Below are 20,686 nucleotides of genomic sequence, written 5' to 3'. Positions count from 1 at the left end.
ACGTGTTTCATCCCCGGTCTGAAGGCCGGGGCTTTCACGCGAGACCACTAGAGGGATCCTTACCCATCATGAACGAGGCACTGAAGACTCTCCTGGACCTGCTCGACCTGGAGCAGATCGAGGAGAACATCTTCCGCGGTACCAGCCGTTCGGCGCTGGTACCGCGGGTGTTCGGCGGTCAGGTCGCGGCCCAGGCGCTGGTCGCGGCGGGCCGCACGGTGCCCGAAGACCGTACGGCGCACTCGCTGCACTCGTACTTCCTGCGCGCCGGTGACCCCGGCGCGCCGATCGTGTACTCCGTCGACCGGATCCGCGACGGGCGCTCCTTCACCACGCGCCGGGTCGTCGCCGTCCAGCACGGGCAGCCGATCTTCCATCTCTCCGCGTCCTTCCAGACGGCGGAGGACGGCCTCGACCACCAGGCCGTCATGCCGGACGCGCCCGATCCGGAGACCCTGCCGACGGCCGCCGAGTCCCTCCCCCTCTACCGGGACGTCTTCCGCGACCCGGGCACGGTGGAGCGGCTGATCGAGGCGCGGGGCGCGGTGGACCTGCGGTACGCGACGACCCCGCCGTGGGGCAGCGTCGGCGAGCCGGTCGAGCCGCGCTCACAGGTGTGGTTCCGTACGGCGGGCAAGCTGGACAGCGCCGACCCACACCCTGGCTTCGCCGGGGGGACCCCCTTGCTGCACACCTGCCTGGCCACCTACGTCTCCGACATGACCCTGCTCGACTCGGTGCTGCTCGCCCACGGGCGGGGCGGCTGGGCGGTCGGCGACGTCGTGGGGGCTTCGCTGGACCACGCGATGTGGTTCCACCGGCCGTTCCGCGCGGACGAGTGGCTGCTGTACGACCAGGAGTCGCCCTCGTCGGCCGCGGGCCGGGGCCTCGGACAGGCCAGGATCTGGACCCAGGACGGGCGACTCGCCATCACCGTCATCCAGGAGGGCGTGGTGCGCGTTCCGCGCGCGTAGCCGGGGCAGCCGTCGTACGGTCTGCTCATGTCCAGCAGCGGAGACGCCGAGAGCGTCGGCACGGTCGTGGTCGCGGTGGTCACCAACCTGGGGATCGCGGCGGCGAAAGCGGTCGGCGGGATCGTCAGCGGATCCAGCGCGATGCTGTCGGAGGCCGCGCACTCGGTGGCCGACACGGTGACCGAGGTCCTGCTGCTGGCCTCGCTGAAGCGCAGCGCGAAGCCCGCGGACGAGGCGCATCCGCTGGGGTACGGGCCGGAGCGCTACATCTGGGCGCTGCTGGCCTCCATCGCGACCTTCGTCGGCGGCGCGGTGTTCGCGGTGTACGACGGGATCCACACGCTGGTGCACGGGGAGGACCTGGGGAACCCGGCCCTCTCGTACGTCATCCTCGGGGTCGCCTTCGTCCTGGAGGGGTACTCGCTGCTGGTCGCCTGGCGCCAGATGAAGGGCGAGGCGGCCCGGATGCGGGCGCCGCTGGGGCTGTACGTGAAGCACACCCCGGACACGGCGGTGAAGGCGGTCCTGCTGGAGAACGTGGCCGCGCTGATCGGGCTCGTCCTCGCGGCCGGGGGCCTGCTGGGCGGGCAGCTGACCGGGTCCGGGGCGTACGACGGGATCGCGTCGCTGCTGATCGGGGCGCTCCTGGTGGCGGTGGCGTGGGAGCTGGGGCGCTCGAACGCGCGGTACCTGATCGGGCGCCCGCTGTCCGCGGCCACCCGGGCGGAGGTCCGGGAGGAGCTGCTGTCCGTGCCGCACATCGAGGCGGTCCTGGAACTCACCACGCTGGTGCAGGGCCCGGACGAGGTACTGATCGCGGCGAAGGTCGACTTCCACGACCTGGCGTCGGCCCGGCAGGTGGAGGCGGCCTGCGAGGACGCGGAGGCGCAGCTGCGGGAGCGCTGGCCCGCGATCCGCCGGGTGTACCTGGACCCGACGCCGACACCGACCGCGCCGCCGACCACGGCCCCGACGGCCACCCCGCCGCCCGGGTGAGCCCGCCCGCCCCGGCCGGCCCTGCGGCGGCGGTGCGTCAGCTCTGCGCGGTGTCGTCGCCCGTCTGGTCGGCGTCCTCGGCTTCGCCCGCCTTCTCGCGCATCTTGCGCACCAGCTCCGCCTTCTGGTCGGCGGCGCCCTGGCGGTCGAGGTTGCGGTGCGGACCGTTGTTCTGCCGTTCGGCGCGGGACAGCCTCTTGCGCTGGCCGCCGCCCATGCCCACGGGGTTGTTGATGTTCTTGCTCACGGTCATGGGTTCTCCCGGAATGATGTGAAGTGATCTACGGATTCATCGGTGGGGGACGGGCGCGGCGACGTCGAGGGACGTCAGCAGGGGCCTGTCACGCCCTCACTCGTAAATCGGCCTCTGGAAGAACATGACAAAGACGTTACCCGGTTCCGTCGGCCCCGCACACCAAGCTTTCACCCGCCCCGGCGTCGGCCCGGCCGCGGCGAGCGCCGGGAGTCAGCCGTTTCCGGACGAGCAGACCGGTGGACGCCGTCGCCCTTCGGCCGGCTGTCGCGGAGGACCTTGCGGCCTCTCATCCGTGCGAGGACACGAGCGACGCGGGCGTGGACCTGTCAGGAGGCCGGGCGAGCCTTGAGTTTGGCCCAGATCGACTCCAGCGCGGCTATGTCCGCGTCGTCGAGGCGGTTGTCGAAGGCCTCGGCCAGGGCCTCGCGGCGGGTGGCGTCGGCCTCGGCGAAGGCCCGGCGGCCCGCTTCGGTCAGCGCGATCCGCACCGAGCGCGCGTCGGTCGGGGACGGGACCCGCTCGACCAGGCCGCGGGCCTGGAGGGAGTCGGCGACGCGGGAGACCTGGCTGCGGCTGAGCAGGGTGCGGGCGCCCAGCTCGGATGGGGCGACCGGCTCCTGCTGGGCGTTCAGCCACAGCATGACCTCGAACCAGGACAGCGGCAGGTCGTGGCGGCGCGTGAGCGCCTGGTCGACCCGTGCGGTGAGGGTGGTCCCGGCCCAGACCAGACCGTAGAAGGCGTGGTCGCGGGGGGTGAGACCGCCCATGCTCAGCTCGTTGTGCGCCATGGGGGAAGGATACCCGGGTTGCGTGCACACGCACACAAAGATAATGTGTGTGTGCACGCACAAACCTGCGCCGTGTCCACCCCTCCGCCCCCCGGGAGACCTCATGAGCACCACCAAGACCGTCCTCGTCACCGGCACGTCCACGGGCATCGGCCTGGCCGCCGCGGTGGCCGCCGCCCGGGCCGGGTGGCACACCGTCGCCACCATGCGCGACACCGCCAAGGCCGACGCCCTGCTGAAGGCCGCCGCCGAGGCGGGCGTCGCCGATCTGGTCCAGGTCAAGCGGCTGGACGTGACCGACCCCCGGTCCGTCGCCGACTGCGTCGCGGAGACCGTCGCCGAGCGCGGCCGGCTGGACGCCGTGGTCAACAACGCGGGCGCGGGGTACGTCGGCACCATCGAGCAGCACGGCATGGAGCCGGTGCGCGCCGCGATGGAGGTCAACTACTTCGGCGTCGTCGAACTCACCAAGGCCGCGCTCCCCCACCTGCGCGCCTCCCGCGGCCGGGTCATCACGGTGACCAGCGTCGGCGGCGTGGTCGGCCAGCCGTTCAACGAGGCGTACTGCGCGGCCAAGTTCGCGGTCGAGGGGTTCATGGAGTCACTCGCGCCCGTGGCCGCCACCACCGGGGTCCAGGTGTCCGTCGTCGAACCGGGCGCCGTGGCCAGCGAGTTCGTCGCCAGCATCCGGCTCGACGTACCGGCCCTGCTCGCCGCGGCCGGGCCCTACGCCCCCGCGCTCCAGGCATACATCACGCGCACCACGGAGTCCTTCGGCAATGCCCAGACCCCGGCCGAGGCGGCGGCCCCCATCGTCGAGGCGCTGACCGCCGAGACGTTGCCCTTCCGGATCCAGACCTCCGACTGGGCCCGCGAGTTCGTGGCCACGAAGCTGGCCGACCTCGACGGCTCGGCGGTCCAGGGCCTCACCTCGGCCTGGCTCGCCTGATCCGGTCAGGCGGCCGGACCGGGCCCGCGGGTCAGGACAGCCCCGCCGCGTCCAGGAGGTACGCCACCAGCGGGTCGTAGTGGCGCGGGTCGCGGACGTGGTCGTCCAGGGGGACCGCCACCTGGAGGGTGCCCTCGGCCTCGCCGAGGAAGAGGGCCGGGTCGTTGCAGTCGGCGTAGCCCACCGCGTCCAGGCCCCGCTGGGCCGCGCACCCGGCCCAGCCGTGGTCCGCGACGACCAGGTCCGGCAGGGGGCGCCCCTCGGCGGCCAGCCCGTCCAGGATCGCGGCCATCGGGTACGGCGAATGGGTGTGCCACAGGGTCGCCCCCCGCTCCAGCACCGCCACGTCGGCGAACTGCCACACCGAGCCCTCGTCGGCCGTCAGCCCCGCCGGGATCACCACGATCTCGCACCCGGCCGCCCGCAGGGCCGCCGCCGTGGCGCGGTGCACGTCGAGCAGGCCGCCCGGGTGCCCGGTCGCGAACAGCACCCGCTGCCGGTCGAGGGCGGCCTTGCGCAGCCGCGCCGCCATCCGGTCGAGCGCGTCGAGGGTCAGCTCGGGGTCGATGGTGTCCTGGCCGTGCAACTGCGCCGGGTCGTCGACGACCCCGCAGCGTTCCGCCATCACGGCGAGGACGTCCTGCTCGTCCGTCCAGCGGTCGCCCAGCTCCAGGCCCAGCCAGTAGTGGCGGTCGCCGTTGGCGAGCTTGCGGTAGTGGGAGAGGTTGTTCTCGCGCGGTGTGGCGACCGGCCCCGCGATCCGCGTGCGGACCAGGTGATCGATGAGTTCGGCGCGGCTGGGTACGGGCGTCTCTATCGGCATGGGTCCCATTCTGCCGCCGCGGGCCCGGGCGCGACGGGCGCGTCCCATCCAGCGGAACACGGCGCCCCCTCCGCTCACCCCGACAGCGCCCCGAACGCCCCGTGCGCCAGTCGCCGCAGCAGCGACTCGGCGGCCTCGCGGCCGAGCGGGCCCAGGTGCGGTGTCGAGTTCAGCAGGCCGAAGACGGCGTGGACGGCGATGCGTACCTCCGTCTGCGGAACCTCCGGGTGCAGGGCCCGTACGACCTCCACCCACAGCTCCACGTACTGGCGCTGGAGCTGCCGCACGAGCTTGCGGTCGGCCTCCCGCAGCCGGTCCAGCTCGCGGTCGTGGACGGTGATCAGCGCCCGGTCGTCGAGGGCGAAGTCGATGTGCCCGTCGATCAGGGAGGCCAGGACGGCGGCGGGGCCCCCGGCCGCCTCGGCCACCCGGAGGCGGCCGCCGGTCAGCAGCCGCTCGCTGATGCCGACGAGCAGCTCGGCGAGCATGGCGTCCTTGCCCGCGAAATGCCGGTACAGGCCGGGGCCGCTGATGCCCACCGCGGCCCCTATCTCGTCCACGCCGACACCGTGGAACCCACGCTCGGCGAAGAGACGAGCGGCCTCGTTGAGGATCTGCTCGCGACGGGTGGGGGCGGCCGCTCTGGTGCTCATGGGAATCCATTCTAGACAGGGCCGTTAGCGCTCGTTAACCTATGGCGCGTAAGGTGTTAACGCTCATTAACCCCAATCGCGCAAGGGAGCCGAGCGATGCAGCAGGCACCAGTGCTGACGACCGCCGCCGATCCGGCGTCGGAGGCCTGGCGGACCAACGAGGCCGCCCACCGCGAGCTGACCGAGGGGCTGCGGGCCCGGCTCGACGCGGCCCGCCTCGGCGGCGGCGAGAAGGCCCGCGCCCGCCACACCGCCCGCGGAAAGCTCCTCCCCCGCGACCGGGTGGACGCCCTCCTCGACCCCGGCTCGCCCTTCCTGGAGCTGGCCCCGCTGGCCGCCGAGGGCATGTACGGGGGCGCGGCCCCCGCCGCCGGGGTGATCGCGGGCATCGGCCGGGTCAGCGGCCGCGAGTGCGTGATCGTCGCGAACGACGCCACCGTCAAGGGCGGCACGTACTACCCGATGACCGTCAAGAAGCACCTGCGCGCCCAGGAGGTGGCCCTGGAGAACCGTCTCCCCTGCCTCTACCTGGTCGACTCCGGCGGCGCCTTCCTGCCCATGCAGGACGAGGTCTTCCCCGACCGCGAGCACTTCGGGCGGATCTTCTACAACCAGGCCCGCATGTCCGGCGCGGGCATCCCGCAGATCGCCGCCGTCCTCGGATCCTGCACGGCGGGCGGGGCGTACGTACCGGCGATGAGCGACGAGGCCGTCATCGTGCGCGGCCAGGGCACCATCTTCCTCGGCGGCCCGCCGCTGGTGAAGGCGGCCACCGGCGAGGTGGTCACGGCCGAGGAGCTGGGCGGCGGCGAGGTCCACTCGCGGGTCTCCGGGGTCACCGACCACCTGGCCGAGGACGACGCGCACGCGCTGCGGATCGTCCGCACCATCGTGGCCACCCTCCCGGAGAAGGCCGCGGCGCCGTGGTCGCTGGAGGCTCCCGAGGAGCCGAAGGCGGACCCGTTCGGCCTGTACGGCGCGGTCCCGGTGGACTCCCGTACGCCGTACGACGCCCGCGAGATCATCGCGCGGATCGTGGACGGGTCGCGCTTCCAGGAGTTCAAGTCCGAGTTCGGGCAGACCCTGGTCACCGGCTTCGCCCGGATCCACGGCCACCCGGTCGGCATCGTCGCCAACAACGGCATCCTCTTCTCCGAATCCGCCCAGAAGGGCGCCCACTTCATCGAGCTGTGCGACCAGCGCGGCATCCCCCTCCTCTTCCTCCAGAACATCTCGGGCTTCATGGTCGGCCGGGACTACGAGGCGGGCGGCATCGCCAAGCACGGCGCGAAGATGGTCACCGCCGTGGCCTGCACCCGGGTCCCCAAGCTGACCGTGGTCGTCGGCGGCTCGTACGGCGCGGGCAACTACTCGATGTGCGGCCGGGCCTACAGCCCCCGCTTCCTGTGGATGTGGCCCAACGCCAAGATCTCGGTGATGGGCGGCGAGCAGGCCGCCTCGGTCCTCGCGACCGTAAAGCGCGACCAGATCGAGGGCGCGGGCCAGGAGTGGCCCGCCGACGACGAGGACGCCTTCAAGGCCCCCATCCGCGCGCAGTACGAGGAACAGGGCAACGCCTACTACGCCACCGCGCGGCTGTGGGACGACGGGGTCATCGACCCGGTGGAGACCCGGCAGGTGCTGGGGCTCGCCCTGACCGCCTGCGCCAACGCCCCCCTCGCCGAACCGGCTTTCGGCATCTTCCGGATGTGATGTGTGACGTGAGGACCTCTTCGATGTTCAGCACTGTTCTGGTGGCCAACCGGGGCGAGATCGCGGTCCGGGTCATCCGTACGCTCCGGGAGCTGGGCGTGCGCTCCGTCGCCGTGTTCAGCGACGCGGACGCCGACGCCCGCCATGTACGGGAAGCCGACACGGCCGTCCGGATCGGCCCGGCGGCAGCCGCCGAGAGCTACCTGTCGGTGGAGCGGCTGCTCGACGCCGCCCGCCGCACCGGGGCGGAGGCCGTCCACCCCGGTTACGGCTTCCTCGCCGAGAACGCCGCCTTCGCCGCCGCCTGCGCCGAGGCGGGCCTGGCCTTCATCGGGCCGCCCGCCACCGCCATCGCGCTGATGGGCGACAAGATCCGGGCGAAGGAGACCGTACGGGCGGCAGGCGTCCCGGTGGTCCCCGGCTCCACCGGCAGCGGGCTCACCGACGCCGAACTGACCGCCGCGTCACGGGAGATCGGCATGCCGGTCCTGCTCAAGCCCTCGGCGGGCGGCGGCGGCAAGGGCATGCGGCTGGTGCGCGACGAAGCGCTGCTGGGCGAGGAGATCGCGGCCGCGCGGCGCGAAGCCCGGTCCTCCTTCGGCGACGACACCCTGCTCGTGGAGCGCTGGGTGGACCGCCCCCGGCACATCGAGATCCAGGTCCTGGCGGACGGCCACGGGAACGTCGTCCACCTCGGGGAGCGCGAGTGCTCGCTCCAGCGGCGCCACCAGAAGGTCATCGAGGAGGCGCCGAGCGTCCTGCTGACCCCGGAGCTGCGCGAGGCGATGGGCGCGGCGGCCACCTCGGCGGCCCGCTCGTGCGGGTACGTGGGCGCGGGCACGGTGGAGTTCATCGTGCCGGGCGGGGACCCCTCTTCGTACTACTTCATGGAGATGAACACCCGCCTCCAGGTCGAGCACCCGGTCACCGAGCTGGTGACGGGCCTGGACCTGGTGGAGTGGCAGCTGCGGGTGGCCGCCGGGGAGCTGCTGGGCTTCGGGCAGGACGACATCACCCTGACCGGCCACGCGATCGAGGCCCGCGTCTGCGCGGAGGACCCGGCGCGCGGGTTCCTGCCCTCGGGCGGGACGGTGCTGGCCCTGTCGGAGCCTTCCGGCGGCGCCGTGCGCACGGACTCCGGGCTGACCGAGGGCGTTCCGGTCGGCAGCACCTACGACCCGATGCTCTCGAAGGTCATCGCCTACGGGCCGGACCGGGCCGCCGCGCTGCGGACCCTGCGGGCGGCGCTCGCGGACACCGTGATCCTGGGCGTCCAGACGAACACCGGTTTCCTGCGCCGCCTGCTGGCGCACCCGGACGTGGTGTCGGGCGACCTGGACACCGGGCTGGTCGAGCGGGACCTTGCGACCCTCCTCCCGGAGGGGGTCCCGGACGAGGTGTACTTCGCGGCGGCGCTGCTGGCGGGCCCCGAGCCGACGCCGACGTCCGCCTGGGTCGACCCCTTCGGGGTGCCCAACGGCTGGCGCCTGGGCGGGACCCCCGCCTGGACGGTCCACCACCTCCGCCTCCCGGGCGCGGACCCCGTCGAGGTCCGCACCCGACCGGCGGACACGGACACGGAGCTGCTCCTCGCCGGTACCGCGCCGACGCGCGCCCGGATCGTCACGCGCACCCACGGCACCGTGACGGTCGAACTCGACGGCGTCACCCACCGGTTCACCCACGCCCCCTCCCCGGAGGGGACCTGGCTCGGCCGCGACGGCGACACCTGGCACGTCCAGCGCCACGACCCCGTCACCGCCTCCCTCACCGGCCGCGGCGGCGCCGGTGCCGACACCCTCGCCGCCCCGATGCCCGGCACCGTCACCGTGGTGAAGGTGGCGGTCGGGGACGAGGTCGCGGCGGGCCAGAGCCTGCTGGTCGTCGAGGCGATGAAGATGGAACACGTCATCTCCGCCCCCCACGCGGGCACCGTCACCGCCCTGGACGTCACTCCCGGCACCACCGTCGCCATGGACCAGATCCTGGCCGTGGTCACCCCCGCCACAGAGAAGGAGGCCAAGTGAACGGGCTCCCGATGGCCTTTCCCGCGCCCGGCCTCCCGGCCCGGGTCCGTATCCACGAGGTCGGCGCCCGCGACGGCCTGCAGAACGAGAAGACCTCCGTACCCACCGCCGTGAAGGCGGAGTTCATCCACCGCCTCGCCTCGGCGGGCCTGACCACCATCGAGGCGACCAGCTTCGTGCACCCCAAGTGGGTGCCCCAGCTGGCCGACGCGGAAGAGCTCTTCCCGCTCCTGTCCGGCGTCTCCGCGGCCCTGCCGGTCCTGGTGCCCAACGAGCGCGGCCTGGACCGGGCCCTCGCCCTCGGCGCCACCCGGATCGCGGTGTTCGGCTCGGCGACGGAGACCTTCGCCACCCGCAACCTCAACCGGACCGTCGCGGAGTCCCTCGCCATGTTCGAGCCGGTCGTCGCCCGTGCGAAGGCGAGCGGGGCGCACGTCCGCGGCTACCTCTCGATGTGCTTCGGCGACCCGTGGGAGGGGCCGGTCCCGGTCCACCAGGTCGTCCGGGTGGCGAAGGCCCTCCTCGACCTCGGCTGCGACGAACTGAGCCTCGGCGACACCATCGGCGTCGCGACCCCCGGCCACGTCCAGGCCCTCCTGTCCGCGCTGAACGAGGCGGGCGTCGGGACCGACCGGATCGGGGTCCACTTCCACGACACCTACGGACAGGCCCTGTCCAACACCCTCGCCGCGCTCCAGCACGGCGTGAGCACCGTCGACGCCTCCGCGGGCGGCCTCGGCGGCTGCCCGTACGCGAAGAGCGCCACCGGGAACCTCGCCACCGAGGACCTCGTGTGGATGCTCGACGGCCTCGGCATCGACACCGGGGTCGATCTGGCCGCCCTCACCGCCACGAGCGTGTGGATGGCCGAACAGCTGGGACGGCCCAGCCCCTCCCGCACCGTCAAAGCCCTCTCCCACAAGGAGCAGTAGAACCATGGCCCTCGACCACCGGCTCACCCCCGAGCACGAGGAACTCCGCCGCACCGTCGAGGCGTTCGCGCACGACGTGGTCGCCCCGAAGATCGGCGACCTCTACGAGCGCCACGAGTTCCCGTACGAGATCGTCCGCGAGATGGGCCGGATGGGCCTGTTCGGGCTGCCCTTCCCGGAGGAGTACGGGGGCATGGGCGGCGACTACCTCGCCCTAGGCATCGCCCTGGAGGAGCTGGCCCGCGTCGACTCCTCCGTCGCCATCACCCTGGAGGCGGGCGTCTCGCTGGGCGCCATGCCGATCCACCTGTTCGGCACCGAGGAGCAGAAGCGGGAGTGGCTGCCGCGGATGTGCTCCGGTGAGATCCTCGGCGCCTTCGGCCTGACCGAGCCGGACGGCGGCTCGGACGCGGGCGGCACCCGCACCACGGCCGTACGGGACGGCGACGAGTGGGTGATCAACGGGTCGAAGTGCTTCATCACCAACTCCGGCACCGACATCACCGGCCTGGTCACGGTCACCGCGGTGACCGGCCGCAAGGCCGACGGCCGCCCGGAGATCTCCTCGATCATCGTGCCGTCGGGCACGCCCGGCTTCACGGTGGCGGCGCCGTACTCCAAGGTCGGCTGGAACTCCTCCGACACCCGTGAGCTGTCCTTCCAGGACGTACGGGTCCCGCTCGCCAACCTGGTGGGCGCGGAGGGCCGCGGCTACGCCCAGTTCCTGCGCATCCTCGACGAGGGCCGCATCGCCATCTCCGCGCTCGCGACGGGCCTGGCCCAGGGCTGCGTGGACGAGTCGGTGAAGTACGCCAAGGAGCGCCACGCCTTCGGGCGGGCGATCGGCGACAACCAGGCCATCCAGTTCAAGCTGGCGGACATGGAGATGCGCGCCCACATGGCACGGCTCGGCTGGCGCGACGCGGCGTCCCGGCTGGTGCACGGGGAGCCGTTCAAGAAGGAGGCGGCGCTCGCGAAGCTGTACTCCTCGACGGTCGCCGTCGACAACGCCCGCGAGGCCACCCAGATCCACGGCGGCTACGGCTTCATGAACGAGTACCCCGTGGCCCGGATGTGGCGCGACTCCAAGATCCTGGAGATCGGCGAGGGCACCAGCGAGGTCCAGCGCATGCTCATCGCCCGCGAACTGGGCTTCTCCGGCTGACGCTGCCGAGGCGGCGCGCGTTTCGCATCCCGGCGCCCGCCGCACACGCGGCGGCGCCGGCCAGCGAACCCATCAGCACCGGGTCGACCCAGCCCGGGACGAGTTCTGCCCGGGTCCCGTCGGGCCAGGTACAGAGCCGCGACAGCGGGAACTCCCGTGACGATCAGGTACCCCGCGGCGAACGGGCAGGCCAGCGACAACAGCGTGACCATGCGCCCTCCCCCGGCACCGCGTTCCGCGACCCTATGCCGGAGCAGGTTTCGGAGAGGAACTTAGGTCCCCCTTACCCATAGCGTGTGAGGTTAGGCTAACCTTCGTTGCGAACGGCCGAGAGCGGCCCCTGCAACGCACGAAAGCGGACACCCACATGCCCAAGTCCCGGTCCTCCCTCCTCACCCGCCGCGGCCTCATCGCCGCCGGCGGCGCCCTCGGTCTCGTCGCCGCGCTCACCGCCTGCGGTGGCTCCGACGCGAAATCCGAGAAGGGCGGGGCGGACAAGGCGGGCGCGAGCCAGGGCGCTTGGACGTTCAAGGACGACCTCGGCAAGGACATCTCGCTCAAGGCGAAGCCGAAGAACATCGTCGCCTTCACCGGCACGGCCGCCGCGCTCTACGACTACGGCATCCCGGTCAAGGGCGTGTTCGGCCCGACGACCCTGCCCGACGGCAAGCCCGACGTGCAGGCCGGTTCGATGGACGTCTCCAAGGTCGAGGTCCTCGGCAACGTCTACGACCAGTTCAACGTCGAGAAGTACGCGGCCCTCCAGCCCGACCTGCTCCTCACCAACACCTGGGACGGCACGTACTGGTACGTCCCCGAGGCCTCCAAGGACAAGATCCTGAAGCTGGCCCCGGCCGCCGCGATCTCGGTGGGCGGCGACGTCAGCCTCACCAAGCCGCTGGAGCGGATGGCCGAGCTGGCGAAGTCCCTGGGCGCCGACATGAACGCCAAGAACGTCGTCGACGCCAAGACCCGCTTCGAGGCGGCCTCCGCCAAGCTGCGCGCGGCCACCAAGGCCAACCCGGGCGTCAAGGTGCTCGTCGGTTCCGGCGCCGACCAGATGTTCTACGTCTCCACCGCGAAGACCTCGGCCGACCTTAAGTACTTCGAGGAGCTGGGCGTCGAGTTCGTCACCCCCGAGAAGCTGGACGAGGGCGGCTTCTTCGAGAGCCTCAGCTGGGAGAACGCGGGCAAGTACAAGGCAGACGTGATCATGCTCGACAACCGCAGCGCCACCCTCCAGCCGGAGGCCCTGAAGGCCAAGCCGACCTGGAACGAACTGCCCGCCGTCAAGGCCGGGCAGGTCGTCCCGCGCGTCACCGAGCCGATCTACTCGTACGACAAGGCCGCCAAGCTGGTCGAGGACCTGGCCACCTCCATCGAGAAGGCCAAGAAGCTCGGCTGAGCACGGCACCCCGGATCGCCCTGACCTCCGTACGCACTCCGTCCCAGGGGGGACCTTCCGCATGACCGTCACCGCACCGGCTCCCGCCGCCGTCGCCCACTTCCGGTTCTTCGCGCTCGAAGTACTGCGCACCCGGCGCCTCGGCCACTCCTTCCTGCGCGTCACGTTCGGCGGCCCGTCCCTCGCGGGCTTCCGGTCCGGCGGCCGCGACCAGAGCCTCTCGCTCTTCCTGCCGCCGCCGCACCAGGAGCACACCGTCCTGCCGTCCACCGACGAGGACACCTGGTTCGGCGCGTGGCGCGGGATGCCGGACGAGGAACGTCCGGTGATGCGCTCGTACACGGTGCGCGAGCAGCGGCGCACGGAGGAGGGCGTGGACGAGATCGACATCGACTTCGTCCTGCACGGCGAGGGCAGCCCCGCCTCCGCGTGGGCGGGCAGGGCGGTTTCCGGCCGCCGGATCCTGGTGATCGGCCCGGCCGTCGCGGAGAACAAGTCGGTGCGGTTCCAGCCGCCCGCGGGCACGGACGCGGTCCTGATGTACGCCGACGAGACCGCGCTGCCCGCCGCCGCGGCGATCTTGGAGCAGCTCCCGGACGACGCGCGGGTGACGGCGTGGTTCGAGGTCCCGCACGAGGACGACCGGCTCGAACTGGCGGCCCCGGCGGGCGCGGAGATCACCTGGATCGTCCGTACGGACCAGGGCCCCGGGCGCACCGAACGGGTCCTGGAGGTGCTGCGGGCGGCCGAGCGGCCGGAGGCGGTGGCTCCGTACGCCTGGATCGCGGGCGAGGCGGGCACGGTGCGGGCGGTCCGCCGGCACGTCGTGCAGGAACGTTCCATCAACCGGCGCGCGGTGAGCTTCACCGGCTACTGGCGACTCGGCGCGACCGAGGAGCAGTTGCTCGCCGAGGCGTACGCGGGCAAGGCTCCCAGCGAGGACCCCAACTCGGCTCTCTAGAAGACCACTTGAGGATGGGCCCCGGCTTTTGGCCGGGGCCCATCCTCATTTGGCCTCATAGTTAGGTTAGGCTAACCTAATTACCGCCCCACTCCCCCTCTTCCCCGCCCGGAGGAACCAGTTGATGCGTCAGCATCTGCTCAACGAGACGACCGCGGACCTCTACCGGCGTTCCGTCACCGAGGGCGTCGCACGCGTGGCTGCCAAGATCGCCACCACGGAACGGCCCCACACCGGCATATCCGTCGACGAACTCGCCCCGGTCATCAACGGGATCGACCTGGACACGCCGCTCGAAGACCCGGCCCTCGTCCTCGACGAGCTGGAAGAGGTCTACCTGCGCGACGCGGTGTACTTCCACCACCCGCGCTACCTCGGTCACCTCAACTGCCCGGTCGTCATCCCGGCCGTGCTCGGCGAGGCGGTCCTCTCCGCCGTCAACTCCTCCCTCGACACGTGGGACCAGTCGATCGGCGCCACGCTCATCGAGCGACGCCTGATCGACTGGACCGCCCAGCGCATCGGCCTCGGCCCGGACGCGGACGGCGTCTTCACCTCCGGCGGCAGCCAGTCGAACTTCCACGCGCTGTTCCTGGCCCGCGACGAGGCCTGCCGCAAGGTCATGCAGAACTGCGCGGCCGTCCTGCCCAAGTCGCAGGTGCTGCCGAAGCTGCGCGTCTTCACCTCGGAGTGCAGTCACTTCAGCGTGCAGAAGTCGGCCGCCATGCTCGGCCTCGGCTACGAAGCCGTCATCTCCGTCCCCTGCGACTCCAACCGCCGGATGGACACCTCGCTCCTCGCCCTGGAGCTGGAGAACTGCGTCCGCGAGGGCCTCGTCCCCATGGCCGTCGTGGCCACCGCCGGAACCACCGACTTCGGGTCCATCGACCCGCTCCAGGAGATCGCCGACCTGGCCGCCGAGCACTCCACCTGGATGCACGTGGACGCCGCCTACGGCTGCGGGCTGCTGGCCTCCCCCACGCGCCGCCACCTCCTCGACGGCATCGAGCGGGCCGATTCGGTCACCGTGGACTACCACAAATCCTTCTTCCAGCCCGTCTCCTCCAGCGCGGTGCTGGTCCGCGACCGCGACACCCTCAAGCACGCCACGTACCACGCGGACTACCTCAACCCGCGCCGGATGGCCGAGGAGAAGATCCCCAACCAGGTCGACAAGTCGATCCAGACCACGCGCCGCTTCGACGCCCTCAAACTCTGGATGACCCTGCGCGTGATGGGCGCGGACGGCCTCGGCTCGCTCTTCGACGAGGTCATCGACCTGGCCGCCGAGGGCTGGAAGCTGATCGCCGCCGACCCGCGCTTCCAGGTCGTCGTCGAACCGCAGATCTCCACGCTCGTCTTCCGCTACTCCCCCAGCTACCGCCGTGAGGGGCCCCTGGCCGGACCGGACGCGGGCGAGCACCGCGCCGACCTGGTCGACGAGGCCAACCTGTACGCCCGCAAGGCCCTGTTCGCCTCCGGCGAGGCGGTCGTCGCCGGCACCAAGGTGGACGGCCATCAGTACCTGAAGTTCACCCTCCTCAACCCGCAGACCACGACGTCCGACATCGCGGCCGTCCTCGACCTGCTCGCCGCCCACGCCGAGCAGTACCTGGGAGAATCCCTTGTCCACGCCTCGTGACCTCCGTGACCCCCGCGGGCCGCACGACTTCATCGCCATCGGGCTCGGTCCCTTCAACCTGGGACTCGCCTGCCTGACCGCGCCGGTCGACGAACTCGACGGCCTGTTCATCGAGTCGAAGCCGCACTTCGAATGGCACGCCGGGATGTTCCTGGACGGCGCGCACCTGCAGACGCCGTTCATGTCGGACCTGGTCACGCTGGCCGACCCGACCTCCCCCTTCTCCTTCCTGAACTACCTGAAGGACAAGGACCGGCTGTACTCCTTCTACATACGGGAGAACTTCTACCCGCTGCGGACCGAGTACAACGACTACTGCCGCTGGGCCGCGGACCGCCTGGAGAACGTCCTCTACTCGACCTCCGTCACCGAGGTCACCTACGACGAGGCCGCCGGGCTGTACGAGGTCCACACCGACCAGGGCTCGGTGCACCGCGCCCGCCGCCTGGTCCTGGGCACGGGCACCCCGCCCTTCGTCCCCGAGGCCTGCGCCTCCCTGGGCGGCGACTTCACCCACAACTGCGCCTACGTGCAGAACAAGGCGGAGCTGCAGAAGAAGAAGTCGATCACCCTGGTCGGTTCGGGCCAGAGCGCCGCCGAGATCTACTACGACCTCCTGTCGGAGATCGACGTACACGGCTACCAGCTCAACTGGGTCACCCGCTCCCCGCGGTTCTTCCCGCTGGAGTACACCAAGCTGACGCTGGAGATGACCTCCCCCGAGTACGTGGACTACTTCCACGCGCTCCCCGAGGACACCCGCTACCGCCTGGAGACCCAGCAGAAGAACCTCTTCAAGGGCATCGACGGCGAGCTGATCAACGCCATCTTCGACATGCTCTACCAGAAGAAGGTCTCCTCGCCGGGCCCGGTCCCCACCACCCTGCTGACGAACACCTCGCTGAACTCCGCGGCCTACGACACCACCACGGGCGCCTACACCCTGGGGCTGCGCCAGGAGGAGCAGGAGCGGGACTTCAGCCTCGCCACCGAGGGCCTGGTGCTGGCCACCGGCTACAAGTACAGCCTGCCGGAGTTCCTGAACCCGGTGCGCGACCGGCTGAACTTCGACGGCCACGGGCGCCCCGACGCGGCCCGCAACTACAGCATCGACACCACCGGCCGCGGCGTGTTCCTCCAGAACGGCACGGTCCACAACCACTCGATCACCTCGCCCGACCTGGGCATGGCCGCGTACCGCAACGCGTACATCATCGGAGAACTCCTCGGCCGCGAGTACTACAAGGTCGAGAAGTCCATCGCGTTCCAGCAGTTCGCCGCCCCGGAAGGCCCCCTGGCATGAGCACCACCGACGTCCTCTTCACCCGCACCGATCCGGCCCTCGGCACCTTCGCCGTCCGGCCGCTGGACCCCTTCGCCGACGCGGAGCTGCTGCACGGCTGGGTCACCCACCCGAAGGCCGCGTTCTGGATGATGCAGGACGCCGCGCTGCCGGACGTCGAGCGCGAGTACATGAAGATCGCCGCGGCCGAGCACCACGACGCGTTCATCGGACTGCACGACGGCCGCCCGGCCTTCCTGATGGAGCGCTACGACCCGAGCGAGCTGGAACTGGTCGGCCTGTACGACGCCCGGCCCGGGGACGTCGGCATGCACTTCCTGGTCGCCCCCGGCGACACCCCGCTGCACGGGTTCACCCTCGGTGTCATCACCACCGTCATGGCCTCGCTGTTCGCGGACCCGGCGACCGAGCGCGTCGTCGTCGAACCCGACGTCCGCAACACCGCCGTGCACACCCTCAACGAGGCCGTCGGCTTCGTGCCCTACGGGCCGGTCACCAAGCCCGAGAAGGAAGCTCTGCTGAGCTTCTGCACCCGCGCCCAGTTCCAGGCCGCCACGCAGGCCTCCACCCAGGGAGCCTCCATATGAGCCTCGCCGACGCCGTGTCCCACCTCTCCCCCGAGCTGTGGGAGCGCGCCAACCGCGCCCTCGTGCGCAAGGGCCTCGCGGAGTTCTCGCACGAGCGCCTGCTGACCCCCGAACCGCTCGGCGAGGACCGCTACGCCGTCCGCAGCGACGACGGGAGCGTGGAGTACCGCTTCACCGCCCGGCTGCACGCCCTGGACCACTGGGCGGTCGAGGAGTCCTCGGTCACCCGCCACCAGAACGGCAGGGAACTGCCGCTGGACGCGCTCGACTTCCACATCGAGCTGCGGGAGACGCTCGGGCTGAGCGCCGAGGTGCTGCCGGTGTACCTGGAGGAGATCTCCTCCACCCTCGCGGGCTCCGCCTTCAAGTACACCAAGGAGCAGACCCCCGCCGCCGTCCTCGCCACGTCCTCCTTCCAGGACATCGAGACGGGCATGACCGAGGGCCACCCGTGCTTCGTGGCCAACAACGGCCGCCTCGGCTTCGGCGTCCACGAGTTCCTCTCGTACGCCCCGGAGGCCGCGAGCCCCGTCCACCTCGTGTGGGTCGCGGCGCACAAGGACGTCTCCACCTTCACGGCGGGCGCCGGCCTGGACCACGACTCCTTCCTCCGCGCCGAGCTGGGCGACGCCGCCGTCGAGGGCTTCGCGGCCCGGATGCGCGAGCTGGGCCTGGACCTCGCGGACTACCACCTGCTGCCGGTGCACCCCTGGCAGTGGTGGAACAAGACCTCGGTCACCTTCGCCGCCGAGATCGCGGGCCGGCGCCTGGTGCTGCTGGGCGAGGGCGAGGACGCCTACCTCGCGCAGCAGTCGATCCGTACGTTCTTCAACCAGAGCGCGCCGCACAAGCACTACGTCAAGACGGCCATCTCGGTCCTCAACATGGGGTTCATGCGCGGCCTCTCCGCCGCCTACATGGAGGCCACCCCGGCCATCAACGACTGGCTGCACCAGCTGATCCAGAACGACGAGACCCTGCGCTCGGTCGACTTCTCGATCATCCGCGAGCGGGCCGCCATCGGCTACCACCACCGCCAGTACGAGCGCGCCACCGACCGGTACTCCCCGTACCGCAAGATGCTGGCCGCGCTGTGGCGCGAGTCCCCGGTGGAATCGCTGCGCGACGGGGAGCGCCCGGCCACGATGGCCTCGCTGCTCCACGTGGACTCCGAGGGGAAGTCCTTCGTGGGCGCCCTGATCGAGGAGTCGGGGCTGACCCCGGCCGAGTGGCTGCGCTCGTACCTGCGGGCCTACCTGGTGCCGCTGCTGCACTGCTTCTACCAGTACGACCTCGCCTACATGCCGCACGGCGAGAACACCATCCTCGTCATCGAGGGCGGCGTGGTGAAGCGGGCGATCTTCAAGGACATCGCCGAGGAGATCGTCGTCATGGACCCGGACGCGGTGCTGCCGCCCGCGGTCGAGCGGGTCCGGGCGGACATCCCCGAGGACATGAAGCTGCTGTCGGTCTTCACGGACGTCTTCGACTGCTTCTTCCGCTTCCTGGGCTCGATCCTGGAGTCGGAGGGCATCTGCGAGGAGTCCACCTTCTGGGGGGCGGTCGCCGAGTGCGGGCACGCCTACCAGGACTCGATGCCGCAGCTCGCGGAGCGCTTCGCGCGCTACGACCTGTTCGCCGAGGAGTTCCAGCTGTCCTGCCTGAACCGGCTCCAGCTGCGCAACAACAAGCAGATGGTCGACCTCGCCGACCCGGCCGCCGCGCTCCAGCTGGTCGGCACCCTCAAGAACCCCGTCGCGCCCTTCGCGCGGCGGTGAGCCGGCGGCCGGGCACGCTGTCCGATACGGTCCCTCGCACAGCGCGCCCGGCCGCCCCGGCCCCTGGTCCGGCCGGCTCCCGGCCGGCCCCTGACCTGCCCCCGCCCCGTCGGCCCCCGGTCAGGACCAGGGAACGTCCGGCGCCCGGTAGAAGGTCACCCGCTGCTCGTCCAGCCGCGGGCCCTGCGCCGCCAGCCGCTTGCGGTACGACGCCCAGTCGTGCGCGGCCGCGGGCGCCCAGCCCAGCTCCGCGAGGCCCAGCATCCGGGGGAAGGCCATGAACTCCAGGTCGGCCCGGTTCCCGATGGTCTCGGTCCACAGCGGGGCCTCCACCCCCAGCACCGCGGACTCCGCCACCCCGGCCGCGGCGAGGTAGGTCCCCGGTTCCCAGTCGTAGGCCCGCCGTACCGGCACGTACCCGGCCCAGGTCAGCCCCGGCTTCGTCGTCACGTCGTACTTCATGTCGAGGTACAGCCGGTCCGCCGGGGACAGGATCAGCGGGTGCCCGTCCCGCGCGGCGGCCGCCACCCGTCCCTTCTCGGCGGCCGAGGTGGCCGTGTTCCCCCAGTACTGGAGCACCGTCCCGGCCGCCGGGCGGGCCGCCGACAGCTGGTGCCAGGCCACGGCCGTCTTCCCGTGCCGGGCCACCACCTCCTGCGCCCGGTCCATGAACGCCGCGTAGTCCTCGGCACTCGTGCTGTGCGCCTCGTCCCCGCCGATGTGCAGGTACCGGCCCGGGGTCAGCTCGGCAAGCTCGCCGAGCACCTCGTCGATGAACCGGTACGTCACCTCCTTGGCCACGCACAGGGAGCTGAAGCCGACCTTGATCCCCGTGTAGCGGGCGGGTGCCTTGTCGTCGCAGTTCAGCTCCGCGTAGGAGGCGAGCGCCGCGTTCACGTGACCCGGCATGTCGATCTCGGGGACCACCTCGACGTGCCGCTCGGCCGCGTACGACACCAGGGAGCGGTACTCCTCCTTGCTCCAGGCCCCGCCGGGCCCGCCGCCGACCTGGGTGCCGCCCCCGTACGAGGCGAGGCGCGGCCAGGAGTCGACCGCTAGGCGCCAGCCCTGGTCGTCGCTCAGGTGCACGTGCAGGGTGTTGACCTTGTACTGGGCGAGCTGGTCGACGTACCGCTTCGCCTGGCCGACGGGGAAGTAGTGGCGGGCGATGTCGAGCATGGCGCCCCGGTAGGCGAAGCGCGGGGTGTCGGTGATCGTGCCGCCCTGGACCAGTCCCCCGCCCGAGGCCGGGACCAGCTGGCGCAGGGTCTGCACGGCGTAGAAGAGCCCGGCCGGGGTGCGGGCGGTCAGGGTCACGGCGGTGGCGTCGGAGGTCAGCCGGTAGCCCTCCGCGCCCAGCTCCTCGGCCTGCCCGTCGATCCGCAGCAGGATCCCCTCGGCCTGGTCGCTGTCCACGACCAGCAGGGACAGGCCGCTGGACTCGCGCAGCTGCTCGGCGAGCCGGTCGGCGCTCTCCCGGGTGTCCGGGGAGGACGGGTCGGCCCGGATCACCGTGCCGGGACCGAGGACGTAACCGGTGCCCGGAGCGCCGGACTTGGCCTGGGCGGGCGCCGGGAGCAGGCGTTGGTAGGCGGGCAGCGCGGGCGCCGGGGCACCCGGTTTCCCGTCGTCCCCGGGGGCGGCGGCGCAGGAGGCCGTCCCCGTGAGGACCAGCAGGGCCGCGAAGGTGCGCAGGACTCTCATGCGCCCAGATATAGGCCAGAAGCGGCGCCC

Annotated in this window: 18 protein-coding genes; 13 read left to right on the top strand and 5 right to left on the bottom strand. The window is 71.6% G+C overall.

Going from position 1 to position 20,686, the window contains the following annotated elements; translation table 11 throughout:
• Positions 1–68: 68 nt before the first annotated feature.
• Both QMF80_RS02500 and QMF80_RS02495 read left to right on the top strand, forming a co-directional pair.
• A complete protein-coding gene (locus QMF80_RS02500; protein ID WP_283449002.1) occupies positions 69–974 on the top strand; it encodes an acyl-CoA thioesterase in 906 nt (301 codons plus the stop codon).
• A gap of 27 nt (positions 975–1,001) precedes the next feature.
• Positions 1,002–1,970: a cation diffusion facilitator family transporter gene (locus QMF80_RS02495; RefSeq protein WP_283449001.1), complete on the top strand. Its 969-nt coding sequence runs from the start codon at positions 1,002–1,004 to the stop codon at positions 1,968–1,970.
• Between the two features lie 37 nt (positions 1,971–2,007).
• Here QMF80_RS02495 and QMF80_RS02490 read toward each other — a convergent pair whose 3' ends face one another.
• Together QMF80_RS02490 and QMF80_RS02485 are read right to left on the bottom strand one after the other, a co-directional pair.
• Complete coding sequence (locus QMF80_RS02490) at positions 2,008–2,223, bottom strand: DUF6243 family protein (RefSeq protein WP_283449000.1); 216 nt, start codon at positions 2,221–2,223, stop codon at positions 2,008–2,010.
• Positions 2,224–2,552: 329 nt separating this feature from the next.
• Positions 2,553–3,014: a MarR family winged helix-turn-helix transcriptional regulator gene (locus QMF80_RS02485; RefSeq protein WP_283448999.1), complete on the bottom strand. Its 462-nt coding sequence runs from the start codon at positions 3,012–3,014 to the stop codon at positions 2,553–2,555.
• 103 nt (positions 3,015–3,117) lie between these two features.
• Between QMF80_RS02485 and QMF80_RS02480 the strand changes: the two genes are divergently transcribed.
• On the top strand, positions 3,118–3,963 hold the full coding sequence (locus QMF80_RS02480) for an SDR family NAD(P)-dependent oxidoreductase (protein WP_283448998.1): 846 nt from the start codon (positions 3,118–3,120) through the stop codon (positions 3,961–3,963).
• A gap of 31 nt (positions 3,964–3,994) precedes the next feature.
• Here QMF80_RS02480 and QMF80_RS02475 read toward each other — a convergent pair whose 3' ends face one another.
• Positions 3,995–4,795, bottom strand: a complete 801-nt coding sequence (locus QMF80_RS02475) for a phosphatase (RefSeq protein ID WP_283448997.1) — start codon at positions 4,793–4,795, stop codon at positions 3,995–3,997.
• Positions 4,796–4,860: 65 nt separating this feature from the next.
• A complete protein-coding gene (locus QMF80_RS02470) occupies positions 4,861–5,439 on the bottom strand; it encodes an SACE_7040 family transcriptional regulator (RefSeq protein ID WP_283448996.1) in 579 nt (192 codons plus the stop codon).
• A gap of 96 nt (positions 5,440–5,535) precedes the next feature.
• On the opposite strand from QMF80_RS02470, the gene QMF80_RS02465 reads away from it, so the two are divergent.
• From QMF80_RS02465 to QMF80_RS02420, 10 genes are all read left to right on the top strand, one after another.
• The gene (locus QMF80_RS02465; RefSeq protein ID WP_283448995.1) at positions 5,536–7,152 is read left to right on the top strand and encodes a carboxyl transferase domain-containing protein; all 1,617 of its coding nucleotides are present in this window, start codon (positions 5,536–5,538) and stop codon (positions 7,150–7,152) included.
• Between the two features lie 23 nt (positions 7,153–7,175).
• A complete protein-coding gene (locus tag QMF80_RS02460) occupies positions 7,176–9,179 on the top strand; it encodes an ATP-binding protein (RefSeq protein WP_283448994.1) in 2,004 nt (667 codons plus the stop codon).
• Positions 9,180–9,190: 11 nt separating this feature from the next.
• Positions 9,191–10,111, top strand: coding sequence for a hydroxymethylglutaryl-CoA lyase (locus tag QMF80_RS02455; protein ID WP_283449201.1), 921 nt, complete (start codon positions 9,191–9,193; stop codon positions 10,109–10,111).
• Positions 10,112–10,115: 4 nt separating this feature from the next.
• On the top strand, positions 10,116–11,276 hold the full coding sequence (locus QMF80_RS02450; protein WP_283448993.1) for an acyl-CoA dehydrogenase family protein: 1,161 nt from the start codon (positions 10,116–10,118) through the stop codon (positions 11,274–11,276).
• A gap of 367 nt (positions 11,277–11,643) precedes the next feature.
• Positions 11,644–12,681, top strand: a complete 1,038-nt coding sequence (locus QMF80_RS02445; RefSeq protein ID WP_283448992.1) for an ABC transporter substrate-binding protein — start codon at positions 11,644–11,646, stop codon at positions 12,679–12,681.
• 61 nt (positions 12,682–12,742) lie between these two features.
• A complete protein-coding gene (locus tag QMF80_RS02440) occupies positions 12,743–13,642 on the top strand; it encodes a siderophore-interacting protein (protein ID WP_283448991.1) in 900 nt (299 codons plus the stop codon).
• Positions 13,643–13,766: 124 nt separating this feature from the next.
• Positions 13,767–15,284 carry a pyridoxal phosphate-dependent decarboxylase family protein gene (locus QMF80_RS02435; protein WP_283448990.1) on the top strand — a complete coding sequence of 506 codons (1,518 nt, stop codon included), beginning with the start codon at positions 13,767–13,769 and terminating at the stop codon, positions 15,282–15,284.
• Positions 15,268–16,587: a lysine N(6)-hydroxylase/L-ornithine N(5)-oxygenase family protein gene (locus tag QMF80_RS02430; protein ID WP_283448989.1), complete on the top strand. Its 1,320-nt coding sequence runs from the start codon at positions 15,268–15,270 to the stop codon at positions 16,585–16,587. Before QMF80_RS02435 ends, QMF80_RS02430 begins: the two co-directional genes overlap by 17 nt.
• On the top strand, positions 16,584–17,174 hold the full coding sequence (locus QMF80_RS02425) for a GNAT family N-acetyltransferase (protein ID WP_283448988.1): 591 nt from the start codon (positions 16,584–16,586) through the stop codon (positions 17,172–17,174). The genes QMF80_RS02430 and QMF80_RS02425 overlap by 4 nt, the downstream gene beginning before the upstream one ends.
• Entirely contained in the window at positions 17,171–18,952 is a 1,782-nt protein-coding gene (locus QMF80_RS02420; RefSeq protein ID WP_283448987.1) for an IucA/IucC family protein, read from the top strand. Before QMF80_RS02425 ends, QMF80_RS02420 begins: the two co-directional genes overlap by 4 nt.
• 120 nt (positions 18,953–19,072) lie before the next feature.
• Here the strand turns inward: QMF80_RS02420 and QMF80_RS02415 are convergent, their stop codons facing one another.
• The gene (locus tag QMF80_RS02415; RefSeq protein ID WP_283448986.1) at positions 19,073–20,656 is read right to left on the bottom strand and encodes a beta-N-acetylhexosaminidase; all 1,584 of its coding nucleotides are present in this window, start codon (positions 20,654–20,656) and stop codon (positions 19,073–19,075) included.
• Positions 20,657–20,686: the final 30 nt, after the last annotated feature.

The organism is Streptomyces sp. G-G2, from assembly GCF_030063135.1.
Taxonomy (GTDB): domain Bacteria; phylum Actinomycetota; class Actinomycetes; order Streptomycetales; family Streptomycetaceae; genus Streptomyces.
The sequence above is the reverse complement of the archived record's forward strand: the minus strand, read 5'-3'. Positions and strand labels throughout refer to the sequence as shown.